The following is a 21,981-nucleotide window of genomic DNA, read 5'->3' as shown; positions in this document are numbered from 1 at the left end:
TTGAGGGTGGTCGAGGTGGCTTAGAGGAACTTCTCGGCGGCGAGGTAGTCGGCGACCTGCGCGGCGGCGGCGACCCCGTCGGCACCGCCGATGACGTCACCGGCGGTGCGTGCCGGACGCTCGGACGCCGCGGTGACGGCGGTGGCCGCGTGTGCCAGGCCGACCTGGGCGGCGGCGACGCCGATGGCGGCGGTGTCCAGCACGGTGATCTCGTGCTTCTTGGCGGCCATGAGGCCCTTGAAGTTGGGGAAGCGCGGCTTGGGGGCCTTGTCGGTCACCGAGACGATCGCCGGCAGCTGGGCGGTGAGCTCGTGGCGTCCGGCGGCGGTGTCGCGGACGGCGGTGACGGTCTGGCCGTCGAGGGTGACGGAGCGCACGCCGGTGAGGGCCGGGATCTGACGGTACTCGGCGAGGATGCCGGGCAGGGCACCCATCGCGCCGTCGGAGGAGGCGTTGCCCGCGACGATGAGGGCCACCTCCTCGGTGGCGGCGACGGTGTTGATCGCGTTGGTCAGCGCCCAGGTGGTGCCCAGCAGGTCGGAGCCGGCGAGTGCCTCGTCGAGGACGTGCACGGCGTCGTCCGCGCCCATGGCCAGGGCCTTGCGGAGGGTCTCGTCGGCCCCGGCGGGACCCATCGTCAGGGCGATGACGCGGTAGCCGGCGTCGGGGTGGGCGTCCCTCAGCTGCAGGGCCTGCTCCATGGCGAACTCGTTGATCTCGTCGATGACAGAGTCGACGTTGACGCGGTCCAGGGTGTGGTCCGCCTCGAGGGTCTTCTGGGACCAGGTGTCCGGAACATGCTTGACGAGTACCACGATCGCGGGCATCGGCAGTCACCTTTCTGAAGGTTTCGGGGAAGTCTGCAGAGAGTCTACGCTAGGCCCCGCGCCGCGAAGTCAGGCAACCCTTACTTTCCGGGGGTCGCCGCCGCCTGCTCCCGCGGTCCGCACACGATCGCCACGCCCTGCGTCCCGATCCGCGTGCACACCACCGCCGCCGATTCCCGGCCCCGCAGCTTGAGCTTCTTCCGCAGCACGTCCGGGTCGACGTCGACGCCGCGGACGAGGATCTCCAGCGCTCCGACCTGCGGGCCCAGCGCCGTCCGGAGCTTCTTGAGCGGCACGATCTCCCGGATCTCGAAGCCGCTGCGACCCTCCGGGATGCGGTCCCCGGTGAGGTAGGCGATGCGTTCGTCGAGCATCCACAGTCTCTCCCGGCGCGCGTAGTGGCGCACGAGCCCGGCGCGCACGACGGCGCCGTCCGGGTCGATGAGGTAGCGGCCGGGTTCTCCGGCGCCGACGTCATCGGGCGAGGCGTCGGTGATGCGGTCCACCTCGCCGCCACTGATCATGACGGCCTCGCGCCGCTCCCCCTCCGCCAGACCCGGGGTGTACAGGCACGCCTCCTTGACGCCGCCGTCCACCGACACCAGGCTCACCAGCCCCTCCCAGTCCGAGAAGTCCAGCCCCGGCGCGCACTTGACGGCCAGCTCCTGGCCCGGCCACGCGGCCAGCAGGTCCGGCAGCGGGGGCAGCAGCTGGTCGGGGTGGGTGATGCGGCGGCCCCCGGCCCGGCGCGCGGGGTCCGCGACGATGACGTCCGCTCCCCTGCTCACGGGCACGGTGGCGTCGGCACGCACCAGCCAGGCACCGGCGCCGAGGTTGTGCCGGGCCATCGCCAGGCGGACGCCGTCGAGGTCACTGCCCAGGTAGCGCAGTCCCGCCGCGCTTGCCGACGCCCCCTCCGTCCCCACCGAACACGTCACGTCATGCACGAGGGCGTCCGGGCCTGCGGCCCGCCGCAGGCGGTCGGCGCGCTGCGCCGCCACCACCTGCGGGGTGGCCTGCTGGGCGGCGTCGAGGTCGGTGAGCCAGTGCGCGGGGAACTTGCCGTGCGCGGCGGCGGTGCGCCGGGCCTGGGCCAGCTCCGCGACGGCGCGACCGTACTCGCCGAAGCGTTCGCGGAGCACGGCGGCGTCGGACAGCAGGGAGGCCCTCGTCAGGGGGAGGCCGGCGGTGGCGTCGGCGATGTCGTCGGCGTGGGTCGCCAGGAAGGCGACCTCGGTGCGGGTGAAGGCCATCAGAGTTCCGGACGGATCCTGTCGACCCAGGCGGTGGTGAAGTACTCGGCGTAGCGCGGGTCGTCGACGGGGTCCCCGACCACGGGGGTGAGGTCGGCGGCGTCGGCGCCCGCGAGGGCCTCGGCGGTCGTGGGGAACTGCGCGAGGAAGCTCAGCTGCGCCCACGTGGGGATGGCGAGGCGGACGAGTCCGTGCCGCCAGCCGTCGAGAAGCAGCTGCGGCGGGAACCAGCCGGCGTCGTCGGCCTCGGAGGTGTCCCCGTCCGGGGACTGGCCCTCCGGGGCGACGGCGACGAAGGAGATGGTGTCGAACCAGTGGAGGTTCTTCCAGCCGCCGACCCACCGCGCCCAGGGGCGCGCCAGATCCGAGCAGACCCGCAGGTCATGGCGGGTGAGCATCTCGGTGAGGGAGATCTTGTGGGAGATCAGGTCCACGCGGTCCTGGTGGTAGGGGGTGCCGTCGGTGATCGGGCTGCCGTCGCCGTGGACGGCCAGCAGCGTGCCGGTCTCCTCGAAGAGCTCCCGCACCCCCGCGAACACCACCGCGTGCGTCTGCTCCGGGCTCAGCCCCAGACGCTCCGCGAGTTCCTCCACCGGGCGGCCGGTCCACAGGTCCGAGGTGTCCCACTCGCCCGACGGGAAGTCGCGGTGGTCCACTCCCCCGCCCGGGAACACGGTCATGCCGGGATAGTTGCGCATCGTGGGGACGCGTTCCTGCGCCCACACCTGCAGGCCGACCGCGGAATCACGCACGAGGATGATCGTGGTGGACAGCCGGGCCTGGTCGTAGCCGGTGGGTGCCTTACGTTTGGGCACAGCTGATTCACCTCCGGGGAATCATCGGGGTCAGTGAGACTACCGACAGTCTAGGGAAACCTCAGCGGCGGTGCGCCGGACGACGGCGGGTGCGGCGGGCGAAGTAGCGCTCCCCGATGCGCGACACCTCGATCGGCTGGTGGAAGGCCTTCGAGAGGTTCTCGCTGGTGAGCACCTGGTCGATGAGGCCCTGGGCGACGACCTCGCCCTCGTCGAGAAGCATCGCGTGGGTGAAACCGAAGGGGATCTCCTCGACGTGGTGGGTGATCATGACGATCGCCGGGGCGTCCGGGTCCATCGCCAGGTCACCGAGGTAACCCACGAGGTCCTCGCGGCCGCCGAGGTCCATGCCGGCGCCCGGCTCGTCGAGGATGAGCAGCTCCGGGTTGGTCATGAGCGCGCGCGCCACGAGGACGCGCTTGCGCTCACCCTCCGAGAGGGTGCCCCAGGTGCGGTCGATGAGGTGGTAGGCGCCCACCTGGTCGAGGATCTCGTGGGCCTGCTCGAAGTCGATCTCCTCGTACTCCTCCCGCCAGCGGCCGAGCACGGCGTAACCGGCGGACACGACGAGGTCGCCGACGGTCTCGTCCGGCGGGATGCGGTTGCCGAGCGCCGAGGAGGAGACGCCGATCATCGCCCGCAGGTCACGCATGTCGGTGCGGCCCAGCCGCTCGCCCATCACGTAGGCCTGGCCCGTGGTCGGGAACTCCTCCGCGGCGGCCATGCGGATGAGGGTGGTCTTGCCGGCGCCGTTGGGGCCGACGATCACCCACCGCTCGTCGAGCTCGACCTGCCACGTGACGGGGCCGACGAGGTTTCGTCCCCCACGCTTGAAGGTCACATCGCGGAAATCGACCAGCAGATCCTCGTTGGTCTCGTTGAAGTCAGTCACATCCCCCATTGTGGCCGATTTTTCTCGTCCCCTGTGGAACTGACACAGCTGGACTAGGCTCGTTGGGTAGTTCCAACCCCTCAATGTGGAAGGTGAAACACATGACCGGTCGACTCGGAATCGATGACGTCCGCCCCCAGATCTCCGGGCGCCAGTACCCCGCAAAGGCCGTGGTCGGAGAGGTTGTCCCCGTCACCGCCCTCGCGTGGCGCGAAGGGCACGACGCCATCGCGGCGACGCTCAACGTCACCCCGCCGGAGGGTGAGACCGTCGCCATCCACATGACGACCGACCCCGACAACCAGGACCGCGTCCACGGCGTGTTCGTCCCGGATGCCCCCGGTCTGTGGACCTTCCGCATCGACGCCTGGTCCGACGTCTTCGCCACCTGGCGCAACGCCGTGACCAAGAAGATGGACGCCGGCCAGTCCGCCGAGGAGCTCGCCAACGACCTCGCCCACGGCGCCGACCTCTTCGACACCGCCGCGAAGGCCGCCCCGGCCTCCGTCTCCGGCGTGCTCATCGACGCCGCCACGGCCCTGCGCAACGAGGAGCTGAGCCTGGCCAAGCGCGTCGAGACCGGCCTGTCCGAGGTCGTCACCGCCGTGCTGCACCGCCACCCGCTGCGTGAGCTGCTCACCCACGGCCCGGTCTGCGAGGTCCTGGTCGAGCGCCGCGGCGCCCTGGTCAGCTCCTGGTACGAACTGTTCCCCCGCTCCACCGGCGGCTGGGACCAGTACGGCAACCCGGTCCACGGCACCTTCGCCACCACCGCCGCCGCCCTGGAGCGGGTGGCGAAGATGGGCTTCGACACCGTCTACTTCCCGCCGATCCACCCGATCGGTGAGATCAACCGCAAGGGCCGCAACAACACCCTCACCCCGGAGCCGGGCGACGTGGGCTCCCCGTGGGCCATCGGCTCGAAGGAGGGCGGCCACGATGCCGTCCACCCGGAGCTGGGCACCATCAAGAGCTTCCGTATCCTGCTGACCCGCGCCAAGGAGCTGGGCCTCGAGATCGCTCTCGACCTGGCCCTCCAGGCCGCCCCGGACCACCCCTGGGCCACCGACCACCGGGACTTCTTCACCGTCCTCGCCGACGGCACCATCGCCTACGCCGAGAACCCGCCGAAGAAGTACCAGGACATCTACCCGATCAACTTCGACAACAACCCGAAGGCGGTCTACGACGAGATCTACCGCGTCGTCATGCACTGGGTGAACGTGGGCGTGCGCACCTTCCGCGTGGACAACCCGCACACCAAGCCGGCGAACTTCTGGGAGTGGCTGATCAACAAGGTCCACGAGACCGACCCGGACGTCATCTTCCTCGCCGAGGCCTTCACCCGCGCCCCGCGCCTCTACGGCCTGGCCAAGCTCGGCTTCTCGCAGTCCTACACCTACTTCACGTGGAAGACGACGAAGCAGGAGCTCACCGAGTTCGCCACCGAGATCCGCGACGCGGCCGACTACTCGCGCCCGAACCTGTTCGTCAACACCCCGGACATCCTCCACGAGTCGCTCCAGGTCGGCGGCCGCGCCATGTTCGCCGTCCGCGCCACCCTGGCCGCCACCATGTCCCCGCTGTGGGGCGTGTACTCCGGCTACGAGCTCTACGAGAACATCCCGGTCGCGCAGGGCTCCGAGGAGTACCTCGACTCCGAGAAGTACGAGCTGCGCCCCCGCGACTTCGAGGCCGCGCTCGCCTCCGGCAACTCCCTCGAGCCGTACATCACGCTGCTCAACCACATCCGCCGCGAGAACCCGGCCCTGCAGCAGCTGCGCAACCTGCACTTCCACGACGTGGACAACGACCAGATCATGGCCTACTCGAAGGTCGACCCGGTCACCGGCAACGTCGTCCTCGTCGTGGTCAACCTGGACACCTACAACACCCAGGCCGGCACCGTCCACCTCGAGCTCGAGGCCCTGGGCCTGCACCCGGGTGCGACCTTCCCGGTCCACGACGCCGTCACCGGCGCCACGTGGACCTGGGGCGAGCACAACTACGTGCGCCTCGTCCCGGAGGTCGACGTGGCCCACATTCTCGTCCTGCCGACCGTCGCCGCTGATCAGCGCGAGGCGCTCGCCTGGCGCAACGTCACGGACTACCGCGCCTGACACCGCTCTTCCGCCCGGTCGACTCCTGTAGCGTCAGGAGTATGACCGGGCGCTAGAACGCCCCCACCCAAAAACAACCGGATCAACCTTCCACCAGTGAGGCAAGCCATGCACGACGCCAACGGCATCGACCAGAAACTGCTCATCCCCGACGCGGACATGGAGCGACTGCGTAACTGCAGCCATCACGCACCCCATGACTTCTACGGATGGCACGCCGTCGAGGGCGGTTCGGTCATCCGCACCCGCCAGCTCGGAGCCACCCGCGTCGACATCCTCATCCACAATGAGTCGCGCCCGGCCACCCCGATCGGTGACGACGTGTGGGTCCTCGGCCTGCCGGACATCTACACTCCGGACTACCGCCTGTGCATCCACTGGCCGGACGCCGAGCCGGTGGTCACCGCCGACCCGTACGCCTTCCTGCCGACCCTGGGCAGCCTCGATCTGCACCTCATCTCCGAGGGCCGCCACGAGCGCCTGTGGGACGTCCTGGGCGCGAACGTCCGTTCCTACGAGACGGCCCTGGGCACCGTGAAGGGCACCTCCTTCGCCGTGTGGGCCCCCAACGCGGAGGGTGTCGCTGTCGTCGGTGACTTCTGCGCCTGGAACAACAACCAGTACCCGATGCGTTCCCTGGGCTCCTCCGGAGTCTGGGAGCTGTTCGTCCCGGGTCTGGGCGCCGGCGACGCCTACAAGTTCGCCATCCAGACCAAGGAGGGTCACCGCCGCGACAAGGCCGACCCGCTGGCCAAGGCCACCGAGGCCCCGCCGGAGACCACCTCCGTCATCGTCGACTCCCGTTACGAGTGGACCGACGGCGAGTGGATCCGCAACCGGGCCCACGCCGACGTCGTCAACGGCCCCATGTCCATCTACGAGGTGCACCTGGGTTCCTGGAAGATCGGCAAGGGCTACAAGGAGCTGACCACCGAGCTGGTCGACTACGTCGCCGAGCAGGGCTTCACCCACGTCGAGCTCATGCCCGTCGCGGAGCACCCCTTCGGTGGTTCCTGGGGCTACCAGGTCTCCGGCTACTACGCCCCCACCGCCCGCTGGGGTTCCCCGGATGAGCTGCGCGCCCTCATCGAGGCGTTCCACAACCGCGGCATCGGCGTCATCGTGGACTGGGTCCCGGCGCACTTCCCCAAGGACGACTGGGCGCTCGCCCGCTTCGACGGCCCGGCGCTCTACGAGCACCCGGACTGGCGTCGTGGCGAGCAGAAGGACTGGGGCACCTACGTCTTCGACTTCGGCCGCAACGAGGTCCGCAACTTCCTCGTCGCCAACGCCCTGTACTGGATCGAGGAGTTCCACATCGACGGCCTGCGTGTCGATGCCGTCGCCTCCATGCTCTACCTCGACTACTCCCGCGAGGAGGGCGAGTGGGAGCCGAACCAGTACGGCGGCCGCGAGAACCTGGAGGCCGTGCAGTTCCTCCAGGAGATGAACGCCACCGTCCACCGCGCGCACCCGGGCGTGATCACCATCGCCGAGGAGTCCACCTCCTGGCCGGGCGTCACCGCCCCGACCGAGCACGGTGGCCTGGGCTTCTCCCTGAAGTGGAACATGGGCTGGATGAACGACACCCTCGAGTACTTCAAGCTCGACCCGGTGCACCGCGTGTACCACCACAACGACATCACCTTCTCCATGATCTACGCGTACTCGGAGAAGTACGTCCTGCCGTTCTCCCACGACGAGGTCGTCCACGGCAAGGGTTCCCTGTGGGGCCGTATGCCGGGCGACGACTGGAACAAGGCCGCCGGCCTGCGTGCCCTCTACGGCTACATGTTCTCCCACCCGGGCAAGAACCTGCTGTTCATGGGCCAGGAGTTCGGCCAGACCGGTGAGTGGGACGAGGCGCACTCCATCGACTGGTCCAACCTCGAGGGCTGGGGCCACGAGTACCACGAGGGCATCCAGGCCCTCATCAGGGACATCCACTGGGTGTACCGCCGCAACCCCGCCCTGTACTCCCAGGACCACCACTACTCCGGTTTCCAGTGGATCAAGGGCGATGACGCGGCCAACAACCTGCTGGCCTACATCCGTTACGGCACCGACGGTTCCGCGATCCTCGCGGTGATCAACCTGTCGGGCACCTCGCAGCCGGCCTACAAGCTGGGTATGCCGCGGGCCGGTGACTGGGAGCTGGTGCTCAACACCGACGACGAGAAGTACGAGGGTGCCGGCAACGACCTCGTCCAGGTCGTCGCCACCGAGGATGAGGGCTGGGACGGTCACGACCACTCCCTGACCCTGCACATCCCCGCCAACTCCGTGCAGTGGTACCGCCACCGCGGCAGCTGGTAGGTCGCTTTTCGACGCCACAGGGCCCGCCCCCGGTCATCCGGGGGCGGGCCCTCGCCGTTGTCTAGAGGTCGGGCCCGGCCAGGGCCCTGACGTGCCGGCAGGCCCAGTCCATCGCCGCCTCCTGCGACTGGTCCGCCTCCTTGTCGAGGATGAGCGCGGCCAGTTGCGGGACGACATGGGGCCAGGCCGCCAGACCGATCACCCCGAAGAGCAGCGGTGCGGCCTCCTCCGGGTCGAGTCGGAGGTGTTCCGCGAAGGATGCGACCTTGTCGCGGTAGTACCCGGACCGGGAGTCGGTGGTCCGTTCCGAGGCCCCCAGCTCGAGTCCCTCCCACTGGAGCAGTCGCAGCAGGTCGGGGTGCTGCGCGTGGTAGTCGCTCACCGCCTGCACGTAGGCGCTGAGGAACTGCGGTGGTGTGAGGTCCCCCTCCGGGTAGGGGACGACGCCGAGCAGCGAGTCGAGTGCGTCGGCGAGCACGGCATGGAACATGCCCTCCTTGTTGCCGAAGTAGGCGTAGATGCGCTGCTTGTTCACGCCGGCGTGGGCCGCGATCCGGTCGGTGCGGGCTCCGGCCAGGCCGTGGCGGGCGAACTCCGCACGCCCGGCGTCGAGAAGTGCTCGTTTGGTGGCTTCCGGACCTGTCATGGCTCCATGGTAGGTCGGCCCGACCCACGGAACAACCAACCGGATAGTTGCCCAACTAACTAGTTGGTTGTAGCCTCGGGGTCATGCACACCCCACCTGCCTTCCTCACCCGACCACCCCGCTCCCCCTCGTTCCCCGGCGTCCTGGAGCGACCCCCGGTGCTGGTGGCGTTCCTCGTCCTGCTGGCCCTCACCGTGCTCTCCCAGCTCTACGGCGCGCTTGTCCTCGGCCCCGCTGCCGCCCGGGATCTGGGGGCCGCCCCGGCGACAGCCGACTGGGTGTAGACCCTCTTCGGTGCGTCCTACGCGGTCGGCTTCCTCCTCTGGGGTCCGATGGTGGACAGGTACGGACCCAGGCGCTGCCTGCTCACCGGTCTGGCCGTGCTGGTGACCGCCACAGTTCTGGTCGCCGCTGCCCCGTCGATGGAATGGCTCCTGGCCGGCCGCGTGCTCCAGGGCGCCGGCGCCGCGGGTTTCGCGCCCTCCGTCTTCGCCTATGTCGGCGCGCGGCTGCCGGGTGCGGTGCGCATGATCGCCGTCACCGTGCTGACAAGCTCCTTCCTGGCTGCGGCCGCCATCGCCCAGGTGTCCGCTCAACTGGTGCTCATGGTCGGGTCGTGGCGCTGGTTCTTCGCCGCCAGCGCCGTGGTGCTGGCGGCCGGGTGGGTGGTCGTCGCCATCGCCGTGCGGCCGGTCAGTCCCGGTGCCCCCGCAGGCGGGAACCCCGCCACAGTCCTCGTCGGTCTGATCAGGCAACGCCGTGTCAGCCTGCTCCTGGGGGCGACCCTGGCGGTTCTGGGTCCCTTCGTGGCCCTGTATGCCGCGCTCGGGCTCAGCAACCGGTACCCGGACAGCGAGCTCCTGATGCTGCGTCTCAGCGCGGTACCCGCCCTGATCTGGGCGGGTGCGGCGTCCCGATGGCTCATCGGCGTCAGCCCCCGAGCACGCATGCTCACTGCTTTCGCCGGCGGCGCAGCAGCCGCCCTCTTCCTCACGTTCGCAGGCGGAACGGCGCTCGGGGCCGGAGTCGGCATGTTTGTTCTCGCCGCCTGTGTCTCCGTGCTGGCCCCGGCCACGATCCAGGCACTCACCGCGCTGGCGCCCGCGCAGCAGGGCAGCGTCACCGCGCTCTACACCTTCTCGCTCTTCCTCGGCGCCAGCCTGGCGCCCCTGCCCGTGACCGCGCTCGCCGGGGCCGTCCCCCAGGCCGCACTCGTCAACGGCACCGCTCTTCTCGCCGTGCCCTGTCTCCTGCTCGCCCTGTACTCGACTGCACTGGCCACCCGCCCGCAGTGATCCACCTCCCGGCCTCTCCCCTGTACTCAAACACCACAAAGGAAGATCATGTCCACACTCCATCCCGCTCTGTCCATCCCCGGGAACTTCACCGGGACCACCATCAGACACGAGAAGCAGTCGGGTCTGCCCGTCACCGTCACCCGTCACCACCCCGCCGGCGACGTCGGATACGGCGGTGCACATGTCACCGTCGTCCACGGTGACGACGACACCCTCTACGGGTACACCCGGCAGACCGTCGGATTCACTGCCGACGCCATGCCCACTCCCCGGGACGCCGAACAGGTCGCCCGCGAGTTCCTCCGTGACCTCGACCCCGACCTCGCCGCCGGTCTCGCGGTGCAGTGGATCGACCGGCACGACGAGACCATCACCACGGCGACCGGCGAACGCGAGACGGTGTCCGGGATGAAGGTGAAGACCCGTCACAGCTCGGGGCTGTACACGTGGGTGATCGTCGGCACCGGCAACCGGATCATCACCTATGAGCGCGACATCGAGTGGAACAGCAGCCACTCACGCCGCAACACCGCCATGTGGCTCCATGACGCCTGGGTCACCGCCCGGGACGCCGGCGGGCCGGAACTCGGGGGCCTCCACGCCCCGCTGGACGCCTGACGGTCACCGAGCCCGTCAGAACAGCGCCGAGGCCATCTGCGTGCGGGCGGCGGTGACGCGGGGATCGGCGGCGTCGAAAAGCGCGAAGAGCTCGACGAGGCGGTCGCGCACGCGCAGCTTCTCGCCGGGCACCGCGGTCATGAGCGCGATGAGACGCTCGAAGGCCCGCTCCGGGGTTCCGGCGACGACCTCTGCGTCGGCGGCGGTGAACTGCTTCTCGACGTCCTCCGGCGCGGCGTCCGCCGCCGCCACCGGGTCCTCGGTGCGGTTCTGCGGGTCGAGGCGCTTGAGCAGCTTCGCGGTGTCCCGGGCCTGGGCGATGTCGGTGTCTCCGGGGTTCTCGGTGAGGATCTCGTCGTAGACGGCGATGGCGGCGTCGAAGTCACCGGTGTTCAGGGCCGCGAGGGCGTCCTGCAGACGCGGGTCCTCGGGGACCTCCTCCTCGGTCTCCTGCAGGCCGGAGAGCTGCGGGCCGACCTGCTCGACGAGGGTGTCGAGCCACTGCCGCAGCGAGTCGATGGGCTGCGCGCCCTCGAACTGGGTCATCGGGCGGCCGCCGCCCAGCGCGATGACCGTCGGCAGCACCTGCACGCCGAAGGCCTGGGCGACCTGCGGGGTGACGTCGGCGTCGACGTAGCCGACGATGTAGGCCAGGCCGGCGGCGGTGGCGAGGTTCTCGAGGTCGATGCGCAGCTGCTCGGACTCCGGGCTGCGTGGGGAACCCACGAGGACCACGACGGGCACCTCCAGGGAGCGGCGGACGATCTCCGTCTCGAAGTTCTCGACCGTGACGGTGAGGAAGGGCGCGGGGCCGGAGCCGGTGTGCGGGCGCGCGGCGGCCGCCGCTGCCTGCTCACGGGCCTCGGCGCGGGCCTTGACCTCCCCCAGATCGATGGCTCCGGAGACGTAGCGGTGCGGGGTGTTCAAGTGTTCTCCTTAGAAGTGCTTCTCGAGCGATTCGATCTTCTCGTGCATCATGTCCGTGAACCCGGCCCTTATGTCGGCCTTGAGCACCAGGGACACGCGGGGTGAGACCTCGGCGACGGCGAAGGTGGCGCGCCTGACCACGTCCATGACCTCGTCCCACTCCCCCTCCACGAGGGTGAACATGGCGTTGGTCTCGTTCGGCAGACCGGATTCACGCACGATGCGGACGGCTTCCGCCACGGCGGCGGACATCTCGGCGTTCGGGGTCGCGGTGACCGTCGGCGCCACGGAAAAAGCGATGATCATGCCCACCAGGCTACCTGTCGGAACTCAGCGACGGTCCCAGCAGTGCCGGTGCCAGTGACGGCGGTCGTCCGCTCCCCGACCCGTGTCCCGTGGCCAGGCGACGATGTGGGCGACACCGGGCGGGATGTTCTGGTTGCAGCCCGGGCAGACGTAGAACTTCTGCGCCGCGTGGCTGCCCATGTGCCGGAAGAGGTACATCTCCCCCTGCGTCCACGACGGCCCCTCGACCGCCTGCGTGCCGTAGAAGGCGCTGCCGTCGCGGGGCAGCTCACGTGGTGGTTTCCGGGCCTCCCGACGCCCCCGCGACCGCGCCGGACGGTTCCGCCGCCCCATCAGAACAGCCGGAGCTCGTCGGACTCGATGCCGCGCAGGGCCTGGTAGTCCAGCGTGACGCAGCGGATGCCGCGGTCCTCGGCGAGCAGCCGGGCCTGCGGCTTGATCTCCTGGGCGGCGAACACGCCACGGACCGGGCTGAGCAGCTCGTCGCGGTTGAGCAGCTCGAGGTAGCGGGTGAGCTGCTCGACGCCGTCGATCCCGCCGCGGCGCTTGACCTCCACGGCGACGGTCTCGCCGTCCTGGTCACGGGCCAGCAGGTCCACCGGGCCGATGGCCGTGGGGAACTCCCGGCGCACGAGGCTGTAGCCCTCACCGAGGGTGGTGATGTGCTCGGCCAGCAGCTCCTGGAGGTGCGCCTCGACGCCGTCCTTGACCAGGCCCGGGTCCGTGCCCAGGTCGTGGTTGGTCTCGTGGTGGATCTCCTCGATGGTGATCCGCAGCTGCTCCCCCTTGCTGTTCTCCACGATCCACAGCTGCTCGCCCGTGTCCTCATCGTCGATGTTCCTGATGGACGTCTCTGTGAGGGTGCAGGGCGGGGTCATCCAGTTGAGGGGCTTGTAGGCCCGGTCGTCGGCGTGGACGGACACCGAGCCGTCGGCCTTGATCATGAGCAGGCGGTCCGCCATGGGCAGGTGTGCCTCCAGGCGGCCGACGTAATCCACGGAACAACGGGCGATGACTAAACGCATGCGACCCACCCTAGCCGGGACTACTTCCCGTTCTTGCCCCGGGTGATCCTGTCGCGCAGCGCGGCGTAGTCGATCCGCTCGTGGCGGATGTCGGGGGCGGCCTCCACCCAGGCCGTCAGCGCCATGAGACCGTGCTGGTCGAGGGCGAACTCGTAGCGGACGTCATGGTCGTCGGACAGGGTGGCGATACGCAGGTCCCGCGACATGAAGCCACCCTCCTCCTCCGAGACGTTCCGCGAGTCGAGGAACTCGAGCTGCTGACGGTGGAAGACATGGTCGGCGCGCGGGGAGAGGGAACGCAGCTTGTAGTAGAGGAGCTGGTCGCCGTCGTAACGCAGCGTCCCGTGGCGCCAGCCGTGCAGCCCCGAGGCCGGCAGGCGACGCAGCAGGACCGTCTGTCCCCGTGACCGCAGCGTGAGGAAGCGCCACAGTGCCAGCAGCACAGCCAGTAGAACGACGACACCCACTACCCAGGCCACGATCTCCACAGACGTACCCCTTTCTCGACGGTTAAGGGTCAATCTTAGTCACCACCGGCCCAATAACGAAGTGGGCCGATCCGCCCCTGCCGCGGAACGCGCAGACCCCGGGTCCCCGCCTCTCGGCGGAACACCCGGGGTCCACTTCTTCACAGAACCTGTCTCTCGATGTGCTCTGTGAAGCTTGTCCGATCACTGTAACCCACATCACATGAGGGTGTCAAGGGGGCGTCGGAAAGCGCGGAAAGGCCGGCACCCGCCAGCATGACGCTGGCGGGTGCCGGTCCGAGAGAGGTAGAGGCGGCGCCTCGGATTTAGCCCTCAGCCTTACGGCGCACGGCGTTGAGCGAAGCCTCCGCGCGTGCGCGCACAGACTCGTCCTCGTCCTGCAGCTGGGACTCGGCCAGCGAGGAGTCAACCTCGTCGGCCCAGATCGCGTAATCCGCGAGGATGGTGACCTTCTCCGGGGAAACGGAGAGGAAGCCACCCTGCACGCCGGCGACGAGCCTGTCGCCGTCGGTCGGACGGATGGTCACGACGCCGTTCTCGCGCAGCTGCCCGAGCATCGGCTCGTGACCCGACAGCACGCCGATCTCACCCTCAGTGGTCTGCGCGGTGACGATGCTGGCCGTACCCGACCAGAGCATGCGCTCCACGGCGACCAGTTCAACGGTGATGTCAGCCATGTGCGTCTCCTCCTACTTACCGGTGATCTTCTTGTATGCAGCCTCGACGTCGTCCAGGCCACCCAGACCGTTGAAAGCCTGCTCCGGGTAGTGGTCGAAGTCACCGTTGCAGATGCGCTCGAACGCATCGATGGTGTCCGCCAACGGAACGTAGGAACCCGGGAGACCGGTGAACTTCTCAGCGACGAAGAAGTTCTGGCCCAGGAAGCGCTCGAGACGACGAGCACGCTGGACGGTGATCTTGTCCTCCTCAGACAGCTCGTCCATACCGAGGATGGCGATGATGTCCTGGAGTTCCTTGTTCTTCTGCAGGATACCGATGACACGCTGAGCGACGTTGTAGTGGCGCTCACCGACGATCGACGGCTCGAGGATACGAGAGGTCGAGGTCAGCGGGTTCACGGCCGGGTAAATACCCTTGGAGGCGATACCACGGTCGAGCTCGGTGGTGGCATCCAGGTGGGCGAAGGTGGTCGCCGGGGCGGGGTCGGTGTAGTCATCGGCAGGGACGTAGACGGCCTGCAGAGAGGTAATCGACTTACCCTTGGTCGAGGTGATTCGCTCCTGGAGGACACCCATCTCATCAGCCAGGGTCGGCTGGTAACCGACGGCGGAGGGCATACGACCCAGCAGGGTCGAGACCTCGGAACCGGCCTGGGTGAAGCGGAAGATGTTGTCGATGAACAGCAGAACGTCCTGGTTCTGCACGTCGCGGAAGTACTCGGCCATGGTCAGGCCGGACAGTGCGACACGCATACGGACTCCCGGCGGCTCATCCATCTGGCCGAACACGAGGGCGGTGTCCTGGAGAACACCCATCTCCTCCATCTCGAGGAAGAGGTCGGTGCCCTCACGGGTGCGCTCGCCGACGCCGGCGAACACGGAGGTACCGGAGAACTCACGCGCGATACGGGTGATCATCTCCTGGATCAGAACGGTCTTGCCGACACCGGCACCACCGAACAGACCGATCTTGCCGCCCTTGACGTACGGGGTCAGCAGGTCGATGACCTTGATGCCGGTCTCCAGGATCTCGGTCTTACCCTCGAGCTGGTCGAATGCCGGCGGCTCGCGGTGGATGCCCCACTGCTCGCCGTCGCGGCCGAGGCCCGGCACGTCGAGGCAGTCGCCGAGGGCGTTGAAGACGTGGCCCTTGACGACGTCGCCGACCGGAACAGAGATCGGCTTGCCGGAGTCCACGACCTGGGCACCACGGACGAGGCCGTCGGTCGGTGCCATGGACACGGTGCGGACGAGGTTATCACCGAGGTGCTGGGCAACCTCGAGGGTGATGGTCTTGGCGACTGCTTCGAGGGTGACCTCGACAGTCAGTGCGTTGTACAGGGCCGGCAGCTCGCCGCGCGGGAACTCCACGTCGACGACCGGACCAATGACACGCACGACACGGCCGGCGGTGGACGCCTGCTGTGCGTTCTGCTCTGCGAGAGCTGTAGTCATTTTCTAGTCACTTTCTCCGCTTTCGGCGAGCGCGCCAGCGCCACCGACGATCTCTGTGATTTCCTGGGTGATCTGTGCCTGACGGGCCTGGTTGGCCACGCGCGACAGGTCCTTGACCAGTGCCGACGCGTTGTCAGTCGCAGACTTCATGGCGTTACGGCGCGATGCGGACTCGGCTGCGGAAGCCTCGAGGAACATCGCGAACAGACGGCGGGACACGTACTTCGGCAGAAGTGCGTCCATCAGGGTGTCTGCGTCCGGCTCGAACTCGACGTCCGGTCCGATCTCTCCGCCGGTGTCCTGCATGGACTCGCCGGTGTCGAGCACATCCTCACGGATGACAGGCTCGATCGGCAGCAGCTGGTGTGCGACCGGAACCTGGGACAGCATGGACACGAACTCGGTGTACACCACGTGCACCTGGTCGAAGCCACGGATCGCCTGGCCGTCAGTGTTGACGCCCTCGCGGTACTTGGCCTCGCCCTTGGAGCTGGCGTTGAAGCCCTCGATGAGGTGGCGGCGGACGTCGTGGGTGGCCTCCCAGGACGGATCCTGGGAGAAACCGGTCCACTGGCCCGCGACGGGCTCGTCACGGAACTTGTAGTAGCCGACGGCCTTGCCACCGGTCACGTAACGGACGACCTCGTAGCCGGCCTCCTCGAGCTTCTTCTGCAGCTCGGCAGCCTTCTTGAAGACGTTGTGGTTGTAGCCACCGGCCATGCCGCGGTCGGAAGAGACCACGAGGATGGCGGCCACGTTGCCGTCTTCACGCTCGTGAAGCATCGGGTGGTCGAGCGAACTCGCCTCAGCCAGACGCTCCATCATGTCGGACAGCTCCTGCGCGTACGGCAGGGATGCCTCGACCTTGGCCTGAGCCTTGGTGATGCGCGAGGTGGCGATCAGCTCCTGAGCCTTGGTGATCTTCTTGGTCGAGTTGACGGACCGGATACGGTCACGCAATTCGCGAAGATTAGCCATGGTTCACACTCCTCCCTTCGTTGATGTTGACGGTTTCAGTGGGCATCGAGGCCCTACTTCTTGGCCGTCTTGCGGGGGACGGTGAGCTGGGTCTTCTTGTGCTCTGCGTCAGACAGGGCGTCGACCTCCGGCTCGTTGATGACCGGGCGGCCATCAGTGGTCTGGAAGGTCTTGGCGAACTCGTCGTTGGCGGCCAGCAGGGCAGCCTGGGACTCGTCGGACAGAGCAGCGCCACCGGCGATCTGCTCGTAGACCTCCGGGTTGTTGGCGCGGAAGTACTCGTGCAGCTCGGCCTCGTAGCGGCGGACGTCCTCGACGGGAACGACGTCGAAGACACCCTCGCCGGCGAGCCAGATCGAGATGATCTGGTACTCGACGGGCTGCGGGGAGTTCTCGGCCTGCTTGAGCAGCTCGACGAGACGCTGACCACGCTCGAGCTGAGCCTTGGATGCGGCATCCAGGTCAGACGCGAAGGTGGCGAAGGCCTCGAGGTCACGGTAGGCGGCGAGGTCCAGACGCAGGGAACCTGCGACCTTCTTCATGCCCTTGGTCTGTGCGGCGCCACCGACTCGGGAGACGGAGACACCGACGTTGATGGCCGGGCGGACACCCTGGTTGAACAGGTCGGACTCGAGGAAGACCTGGCCGTCGGTGATGGAGATGACGTTGGTCGGAATGAAGGCCGACACGTCGTTCGCCTTGGTCTCGATGATCGGGAGGGCGGTGATGGAACCGGCACCCATGTCGTCGGACAGCTTGGCGGCGCGCTCCAGCAGACGGGAGTGCAGGTAGAACACGTCACCCGGGTATGCCTCGCGGCCCGGCGGGCGGCGCAGCAGCAGGGAGATGGCACGGTAGGCCTCGGCCTGCTTGGTCAGGTCATCGTAGATGACCAGGACGTGTGCACCCTGGTACATCCAGTGCTGAGCCAGTGCGGCACCGGTGAACGGAGCCAGCCACTTGAAGCCGGCGGAGTCAGAGGCCGGAGCAGCCACGATGGTGGTGTACTCCAGGGCGCCGTGCTCCTCGAGGGTCTTGCGGACCGCTGCGATGGTGGAGCCCTTCTGACCGATGGCGACGTAGACACAGCGGACCTGCTTGGTCTTGTCGCCGGACTCCCAGTTCGCCTTCTGGTTGAGGATGGTGTCGATGCAGACCGCGGTCTTACCGGTCTTACGGTCACCAATGATCAGCTGACGCTGACCACGGCCGATCGGGGTCATCGCGTCGATGGCCTTGATACCGGTGGCCAGCGGCTCCTCGACGGGCTGACGCTGCAGCACGGAGGGGGCCTGCAGCTCGAGAACGCGGTTCTCCTCTGCGGCGATGGCACCCAGGCCGTCGATGGGCTGTGCCAGGGGGTTGATTACTCGGCCGAGGAACTCCTCGCCGACGGGGATGGACAGGACCTCACCGGTCCGTCGGACCTCGTCACCCTCGGTGAGGGTCTCGAAGTTACCCAGCACGACGACACCCACGGTGTCGGTGTCAAGGTTCTGTGCGACGCCGATGACGCCGCCCGGGAACTCAAGCAGCTCATTCGCCATGACCGACGGGAGGCCCGAAACCTGGGCAATACCGTCAGCTGCCGAAATGACCACGCCGACCTCCTCACGGGAGGCCTCCGCGGAGTAGCTCGAGGTGTAGTTCGCTATCGCGCTACGGATCTCATCGGAGGAGATCGTCAGCTCCGCCATGTTCTTCCTGCTCTCGGTTGTATCTTCCAGCATATTTTTGTTTTGTCTTGAGTCGTGTCTTACGCGAGGTTCGCGCGGAGCCGGGTGAGCTTGCCCGCCAGGCTTCCGTCGATGATCTCGTCTTCGACGCGGATGGTCATGCCACCGAGGAGGCTGGGGTCAACCTCAGAGTGGATGGACATCGCACGACCGTAAATTCGTCCCAGCTTGTCGGCGAGCGCCGCCTGCTGGCTCACGTTCAACTGCTCGGCAGCGACGACGTGCGCAACGGAACGGCCCTGCAGCTTGGCTGCGGTGCCGACCAGGTTGGCGAGGTCGTCGATCGGGTTCTTCTCCGGCCGGCCGATCACCTGCAGCGCGAGCGCCTCGGTGAACTTGCTGACCTTGCCGTACAGAACACTTGCGAGCAGGCCACGCTTGCGTGCCGGGTCCGCAGCCTTGTCGGAGAGGAGCTGGGTCAGCTCGCCCTCACGGTCGAGGAGTCGGGAGAGTCGGAACAGTTCGTCCTCGACGAGTCCCAGCTGTCCCTCCTTCTCAGCACCGCGCAGGAGTGCGCGACGACCGAGTTCGACAAGACCGGCGCGGAACTGGCGCGGCGTGGACCACGGGAGGGTGGCTGCCTCGTTGAGCACCGAGAGGGTGCTGTCGGAGACCTTGCCACCGAACACGGCCCGGATGAGGCCCGTGCGCTGCTCGGCGGTGGCCGAGGCGTCGGCGACGGCGACACGCAGGGCGCGGTCACCGTCGAGCACCTCGACGACGTCGAACAGTTCGGTGCCGGTCTTGGCTGCGACGGCGACGGCGTTGCCCGCACCCTGGACGAGACCGTCCAGGTGAGACTCGACCGTTGCTAGTGCTTCGCGGCTCGCTGCGTGCATGGCGCTCACTTTCCTGCCGGTGCCACGGTGTCCAGGTCGGACAGGAAGGCGTCGATCGTGCCGGAGCGCTTGGTGGCGTCGGAAAGCTCGCCACCGAGCAGACGCTCAGCGAGGTTGATCGAGTTCTGTCCCATCTCCTGGCGAAGCTCTGCGACGACCTGCTCACGCTGGGCCAGCAGCTGCTTCTCACCGGATGCGATGATGCGGTTGCTCTCTTCGGTGGCCTGAGCCTTCATCTCAGCCTCGATCAGCTTGCCCTTCTCGCGGGCCTGCTCACGGATCTCGGCTGCCTCGGCACGGGCTTCGGCGAGCTGCGCGTTGTACTTCTCAAGTGCGGCCTTGGCCTCGGCCTGAGCGGCCTCGGCGCGCTGAATGCCACCCTTGATCCGGTCCTCACGCTCAGTCAGGACCTCCTGGAACTTCGGAAGCACGAACTTCCAGAAGATCAGCAGGATAACGACGAGCGGAATGATGGACCAGACGATGTCGTATGCCTTGGGCAGGAGGATGGAGTTGCCGCCCTCCAGGGGAAGCGTCTCAGCCTCCTGCGCAAGGTAGTAAATGACGTTCGTCATGAGTCTCCAGTCTTAAAGGGGTGTGGTTTCCGCTCGAAAATTAGAACAGGAAGCCGGCGACCAGGCCGATGAGGGCCAGGGCCTCAACGAAGGCGATGCCCAGGAACATGGTGGTGCGCAGCTGGCCGGCCATCTCGGGCTGGCGAGCCATGCCCTCGAGTGCCTTGCCGACGAGGATGCCGATGCCCAGGCCCGGGCCGATGGTTGCGAGGCCGTAGCCGATGGTGCCGAGGCCGGTCACGGTGGAGGCGGTCTCGGTTGCCTGTGCCAGGATGATCTCGTTCATGAAAGTCGTTCCCTTTCTTGGTGCCCGGTCCTGTCAACCGGGACTTCAGGTGGTGATTGAAGTGGGGTTATTCAGTTGGCCGCGTGTCGGTTCGCAGCTTGTCTAGTGAGAGTCCGCGTGCAGCGACAGTTCGATGTACACCGCGACCAGCAGAGCGAAGATGTACGCCTGCAGGAAGATGATGATGCACTCGTAGAGCGTGAACGCGATAGCGGCGAGGATGGTCACACCGGACATCGCGGTCCAGCCGTTCAGCTGCCAGAAGAAGAAGTTCGTGGCGGAGTACAGCAGAACCAGAATGAGGTGTCCCGCAAGGAAGTTCGCCATGAGACGAAGTGCGAGAGTGACCGGCCGCATGATGAACGTCGAGAAGAACTCGATCGGCACAACCAGAAGGTGCAGTGCCGGCGGAAGGTTGGGAATGACCACCGAAGACTTCATGAACTTACCGAAGCCGTAACGCTTGGCACCGGCGTAGATCATGGCGACATAACCGAAGAGCGCGAGGACGATCGGGAAACCGATTCGCGCGTTCGGGGAGATGTTCAGTCCCGGGATGATCGTCGGGATGTTGAACGCCAGGACGGCGAAGAAGATGGTGGCGATGACCGGCAGGAACCGGCGCCCCTCCTTCTTGCCCAGAATGTCCTCGGCGATGTGCACCCGGACGAAATCCAGAGCGAGTTCTGCGAAGTTCTGCAGACCTGACGGAACCAGCTTCGGGTTCCGGAAGGCGACAAGGAAAAGGACCGCCACGATGATCGTCATCAGAATGCGGACGAGCATCAGTCGGTCCAGTGCGAACCACCCGTTTGCAACATCTGCAAACAACATGTGGCCGTAGTATTGCCCCGGGAAAAATTCAGGATCCAGTTCGGGTGCGTGGAATTCGCCCCTCATGGCCAGTGTTGTAACGCTCAGCGTTCTCTCCCGTGTTCGGGCCGTGTGCGGAGGGTTAATTCCCACACGGTGCGATGGACGTCTGAAAAACTCTTTCCGACACCGCCTCGGACTCCGTCGCACATCAGCGAGGGCGGTGACAGGGGATGAACCACAGACCCGTTCGGCGTCTCCGTGTGGATCCCACAGGTGACGCTTTCAACTTGCCGGGGTAACCCGCAGGAAAGCTTATCAGGGTCCCCCCGGATTCTCGCGTAGCGCCCCAATATGTTTCCTGACGTGGCGCGATACGCCCCCAGCTTCTCCACAGGAACGCAAGGAAAAGGGCCTCAAACGGCAGTTTTGGGTACCTTTGTAAGGTCGGTCACATGTATTCCCGGGACTCCCCCGACGGGGGTGATTACCCCCCTTCTCAACGTCCCAGGAACGCGAAACAGCCCCTCCGCCCACTCCCCCGTTGTGGTGCAGAAAGGCTGTTCCCCCGACGTCTTCCCGGGGCCTCCCCCGGCGCTTTCCGACGTGCCTCCGCTCAGCTCACGTACGTGACACGGGCGGTGATGACGCCCCACACCTCGGTCGCCAGAACGACGATGAGAGCCAGTACCAGAGTCACGAGCAGCGCCATGCGGTCGTAGAACTCCATGTCCCGGATGATCGCCAGGACGATGATGAGCACCACGATCTTCAGCAGCCAGCTGCCCAGCACCACCGCACCGGTGGTGGCCACGTTCGTCGAGGACGTGAACAGCACGCTGGCGGCGGTCATGAGGACGAAGCCGCCGCCGATCGCGGCGCCGATGAGCACGCCCCAGATGCCCGGCAGGTCACGGGTGGCGCCCCACACGGCCAACGAGACGATGGTGAGGGCCACGAGCGCGATGCTGCCGAAACGCACGGCGCGCAGCAGCGGCCGACGGGGATCGTCGTAGTCGGAGGTCACGGTGGACCCGGTGGGCTCGGGTGTGTTCGCAGGAGTAGTCACGCCCCCGGATCCTACCTGC

The 21,981-nt window shown here is 67.3% G+C and carries 23 protein-coding genes and 1 pseudogene; 5 read left to right on the top strand and 19 right to left on the bottom strand.

Annotated elements, in window-relative coordinates; all coding sequences use genetic code 11:
* Positions 1–20 precede the first annotated feature (20 nt).
* The 4 genes from B842_RS05580 to B842_RS05565 all read right to left on the bottom strand — a co-directional run bounded on the left by B842_RS05580 (position 21) and on the right by B842_RS05565 (position 3,796).
* Positions 21–827: an electron transfer flavoprotein subunit beta/FixA family protein gene (locus B842_RS05580; protein ID WP_040085631.1), complete on the bottom strand. Its 807-nt coding sequence runs from the start codon at positions 825–827 to the stop codon at positions 21–23.
* Between the two features lie 80 nt (positions 828–907).
* Positions 908–2,080, bottom strand: coding sequence for a THUMP-like domain-containing protein (locus B842_RS05575; protein WP_040085629.1), 1,173 nt, complete (start codon positions 2,078–2,080; stop codon positions 908–910).
* Positions 2,080–2,895 carry an NUDIX hydrolase gene (locus tag B842_RS05570; protein WP_040085628.1) on the bottom strand — a complete coding sequence of 272 codons (816 nt, stop codon included), beginning with the start codon at positions 2,893–2,895 and terminating at the stop codon, positions 2,080–2,082. Before B842_RS05570 ends, B842_RS05575 begins: the two co-directional genes overlap by 1 nt.
* A 61-nt stretch (positions 2,896–2,956) precedes the next feature.
* On the bottom strand, positions 2,957–3,796 hold the full coding sequence (locus B842_RS05565) for an ABC transporter ATP-binding protein (protein WP_040085625.1): 840 nt from the start codon (positions 3,794–3,796) through the stop codon (positions 2,957–2,959).
* Between the two features lie 92 nt (positions 3,797–3,888).
* Between B842_RS05565 and B842_RS05560 the strand changes: the two genes are divergently transcribed.
* Together B842_RS05560 and glgB are read left to right on the top strand one after the other, a co-directional pair.
* Positions 3,889–5,907 (top strand): maltotransferase domain-containing protein, encoded by a 2,019-nt coding sequence (locus B842_RS05560; RefSeq protein WP_040085624.1) that lies wholly within the window; start codon positions 3,889–3,891, stop codon positions 5,905–5,907.
* A gap of 108 nt (positions 5,908–6,015) precedes the next feature.
* A complete protein-coding gene (glgB, locus tag B842_RS05555; RefSeq protein WP_040085623.1) occupies positions 6,016–8,223 on the top strand; it encodes a 1,4-alpha-glucan branching protein GlgB in 2,208 nt (735 codons plus the stop codon).
* A 61-nt stretch (positions 8,224–8,284) separates the two neighbouring features.
* Here the strand turns inward: glgB and B842_RS05550 are convergent, their stop codons facing one another.
* On the bottom strand, positions 8,285–8,869 hold the full coding sequence (locus tag B842_RS05550; protein WP_040085622.1) for a TetR/AcrR family transcriptional regulator: 585 nt from the start codon (positions 8,867–8,869) through the stop codon (positions 8,285–8,287).
* Between the two features lie 83 nt (positions 8,870–8,952).
* Here B842_RS05550 and B842_RS13675 point away from each other — a divergent pair, with 83 nt between their 5' ends.
* The 3 genes and pseudogenes from B842_RS13675 to B842_RS13145 all read left to right on the top strand — a co-directional run bounded on the left by B842_RS13675 (position 8,953) and on the right by B842_RS13145 (position 10,785).
* Complete coding sequence (locus B842_RS13675) at positions 8,953–9,153, top strand: hypothetical protein (RefSeq protein ID WP_156119451.1); 201 nt, start codon at positions 8,953–8,955, stop codon at positions 9,151–9,153.
* A 12-nt stretch (positions 9,154–9,165) separates the two neighbouring features.
* Positions 9,166–10,164 (top strand): annotated as a pseudogene (locus tag B842_RS05545) (MFS transporter); the annotation flags it as partial.
* Between the two features lie 48 nt (positions 10,165–10,212).
* On the top strand, positions 10,213–10,785 hold the full coding sequence (locus tag B842_RS13145) for a hypothetical protein (RefSeq protein WP_052437770.1): 573 nt from the start codon (positions 10,213–10,215) through the stop codon (positions 10,783–10,785).
* Positions 10,786–10,800: 15 nt separating this feature from the next.
* On the opposite strand, the gene B842_RS05535 is transcribed toward B842_RS13145, so the two are convergent.
* The 14 genes from B842_RS05535 to B842_RS05470 all read right to left on the bottom strand — a co-directional run bounded on the left by B842_RS05535 (position 10,801) and on the right by B842_RS05470 (position 21,962).
* Positions 10,801–11,712 (bottom strand): tetratricopeptide repeat protein, encoded by a 912-nt coding sequence (locus B842_RS05535; protein WP_040085621.1) that lies wholly within the window; start codon positions 11,710–11,712, stop codon positions 10,801–10,803.
* A 9-nt stretch (positions 11,713–11,721) separates the two neighbouring features.
* Positions 11,722–12,018: a thiamine-binding protein gene (locus B842_RS05530; protein ID WP_040087366.1), complete on the bottom strand. Its 297-nt coding sequence runs from the start codon at positions 12,016–12,018 to the stop codon at positions 11,722–11,724.
* Positions 12,019–12,042: 24 nt separating this feature from the next.
* Entirely contained in the window at positions 12,043–12,351 is a 309-nt protein-coding gene (locus B842_RS05525; protein WP_040085620.1) for a hypothetical protein, read from the bottom strand.
* Positions 12,351–13,043 carry an endonuclease NucS gene (gene nucS / locus B842_RS05520; protein WP_040085619.1) on the bottom strand — a complete coding sequence of 231 codons (693 nt, stop codon included), beginning with the start codon at positions 13,041–13,043 and terminating at the stop codon, positions 12,351–12,353. The genes B842_RS05525 and nucS overlap by 1 nt, the downstream gene beginning before the upstream one ends.
* 20 nt (positions 13,044–13,063) lie before the next feature.
* A complete protein-coding gene (locus B842_RS05515) occupies positions 13,064–13,522 on the bottom strand; it encodes a DUF2550 domain-containing protein (RefSeq protein WP_245631319.1) in 459 nt (152 codons plus the stop codon).
* Between the two features lie 314 nt (positions 13,523–13,836).
* A complete protein-coding gene (locus B842_RS05510) occupies positions 13,837–14,208 on the bottom strand; it encodes a F0F1 ATP synthase subunit epsilon (RefSeq protein ID WP_040085616.1) in 372 nt (123 codons plus the stop codon).
* Positions 14,209–14,220: 12 nt separating this feature from the next.
* On the bottom strand, positions 14,221–15,666 hold the full coding sequence (atpD, locus tag B842_RS05505; protein ID WP_040085615.1) for a F0F1 ATP synthase subunit beta: 1,446 nt from the start codon (positions 15,664–15,666) through the stop codon (positions 14,221–14,223).
* Between the two features lie 3 nt (positions 15,667–15,669).
* Positions 15,670–16,644, bottom strand: a complete 975-nt coding sequence (locus tag B842_RS05500; RefSeq protein WP_040085614.1) for a F0F1 ATP synthase subunit gamma — start codon at positions 16,642–16,644, stop codon at positions 15,670–15,672.
* Between the two features lie 53 nt (positions 16,645–16,697).
* Positions 16,698–18,341, bottom strand: coding sequence for a F0F1 ATP synthase subunit alpha (gene atpA, locus B842_RS05495; RefSeq protein ID WP_040085612.1), 1,644 nt, complete (start codon positions 18,339–18,341; stop codon positions 16,698–16,700).
* Positions 18,342–18,400: 59 nt separating this feature from the next.
* Positions 18,401–19,219, bottom strand: coding sequence for a F0F1 ATP synthase subunit delta (locus tag B842_RS05490; protein ID WP_040085611.1), 819 nt, complete (start codon positions 19,217–19,219; stop codon positions 18,401–18,403).
* Positions 19,220–19,224: 5 nt separating this feature from the next.
* Positions 19,225–19,794 carry a F0F1 ATP synthase subunit B gene (locus B842_RS05485; RefSeq protein ID WP_040085610.1) on the bottom strand — a complete coding sequence of 190 codons (570 nt, stop codon included), beginning with the start codon at positions 19,792–19,794 and terminating at the stop codon, positions 19,225–19,227.
* Between the two features lie 40 nt (positions 19,795–19,834).
* On the bottom strand, positions 19,835–20,080 hold the full coding sequence (locus tag B842_RS05480; RefSeq protein ID WP_040085609.1) for an ATP synthase F0 subunit C: 246 nt from the start codon (positions 20,078–20,080) through the stop codon (positions 19,835–19,837).
* A gap of 102 nt (positions 20,081–20,182) precedes the next feature.
* On the bottom strand, positions 20,183–20,980 hold the full coding sequence (atpB, locus tag B842_RS05475) for a F0F1 ATP synthase subunit A (protein ID WP_040085607.1): 798 nt from the start codon (positions 20,978–20,980) through the stop codon (positions 20,183–20,185).
* Positions 20,981–21,509: 529 nt separating this feature from the next.
* Positions 21,510–21,962, bottom strand: a complete 453-nt coding sequence (locus B842_RS05470; RefSeq protein WP_052437769.1) for a Cg1360 family ATP-synthase-associated protein — start codon at positions 21,960–21,962, stop codon at positions 21,510–21,512.
* Between the last annotated feature and the right edge of the window lie 19 nt (positions 21,963–21,981).

The sequence above is a fragment of the Corynebacterium humireducens NBRC 106098 = DSM 45392 genome (genome assembly GCF_000819445.1).
Taxonomy (GTDB): Bacteria; Actinomycetota; Actinomycetes; order Mycobacteriales; family Mycobacteriaceae; genus Corynebacterium; species Corynebacterium humireducens.
This window is presented reverse-complemented; position numbering and strand designations above follow the sequence as displayed.

Excerpts from the sequence above, each read along its gene's own strand:
- B842_RS05510 (WP_040085616.1), bottom strand. The coding sequence starts at position 14,208 with ATGGCTGACATCACCGTTGAACTGGTCGCCGTGGAGCGCATGCTCTGG.
- B842_RS05480 (WP_040085609.1), bottom strand. The coding sequence starts at position 20,080 with ATGAACGAGATCATCCTGGCACAGGCAACCGAGACCGCCTCCACCGTG.
- B842_RS13675 (WP_156119451.1), top strand. The coding sequence starts at position 8,953 with ATGCACACCCCACCTGCCTTCCTCACCCGACCACCCCGCTCCCCCTCG.
- B842_RS05490 (WP_040085611.1), bottom strand. The coding sequence starts at position 19,219 with ATGCACGCAGCGAGCCGCGAAGCACTAGCAACGGTCGAGTCTCACCTG.
- B842_RS05580 (WP_040085631.1), bottom strand. The coding sequence starts at position 827 with ATGCCCGCGATCGTGGTACTCGTCAAGCATGTTCCGGACACCTGGTCC.
- B842_RS05575 (WP_040085629.1), bottom strand. The coding sequence starts at position 2,080 with ATGGCCTTCACCCGCACCGAGGTCGCCTTCCTGGCGACCCACGCCGAC.
- B842_RS05565 (WP_040085625.1), bottom strand. The coding sequence starts at position 3,796 with ATGGGGGATGTGACTGACTTCAACGAGACCAACGAGGATCTGCTGGTC.
- atpA (WP_040085612.1), bottom strand. The coding sequence starts at position 18,341 with ATGGCGGAGCTGACGATCTCCTCCGATGAGATCCGTAGCGCGATAGCG.
- B842_RS05525 (WP_040085620.1), bottom strand. The coding sequence starts at position 12,351 with ATGGGGCGGCGGAACCGTCCGGCGCGGTCGCGGGGGCGTCGGGAGGCC.
- atpB (WP_040085607.1), bottom strand. The coding sequence starts at position 20,980 with ATGAGGGGCGAATTCCACGCACCCGAACTGGATCCTGAATTTTTCCCG.
- B842_RS13145 (WP_052437770.1), top strand. The coding sequence starts at position 10,213 with ATGTCCACACTCCATCCCGCTCTGTCCATCCCCGGGAACTTCACCGGG.
- B842_RS05485 (WP_040085610.1), bottom strand. The coding sequence starts at position 19,794 with ATGACGAACGTCATTTACTACCTTGCGCAGGAGGCTGAGACGCTTCCC.
- atpD (WP_040085615.1), bottom strand. The coding sequence starts at position 15,666 with ATGACTACAGCTCTCGCAGAGCAGAACGCACAGCAGGCGTCCACCGCC.
- B842_RS05500 (WP_040085614.1), bottom strand. The coding sequence starts at position 16,644 with ATGGCTAATCTTCGCGAATTGCGTGACCGTATCCGGTCCGTCAACTCG.
- B842_RS05550 (WP_040085622.1), bottom strand. The coding sequence starts at position 8,869 with ATGACAGGTCCGGAAGCCACCAAACGAGCACTTCTCGACGCCGGGCGT.
- B842_RS05530 (WP_040087366.1), bottom strand. The coding sequence starts at position 12,018 with ATGATCATCGCTTTTTCCGTGGCGCCGACGGTCACCGCGACCCCGAAC.
- nucS (WP_040085619.1), bottom strand. The coding sequence starts at position 13,043 with ATGCGTTTAGTCATCGCCCGTTGTTCCGTGGATTACGTCGGCCGCCTG.
- B842_RS05560 (WP_040085624.1), top strand. The coding sequence starts at position 3,889 with ATGACCGGTCGACTCGGAATCGATGACGTCCGCCCCCAGATCTCCGGG.
- glgB (WP_040085623.1), top strand. The coding sequence starts at position 6,016 with ATGCACGACGCCAACGGCATCGACCAGAAACTGCTCATCCCCGACGCG.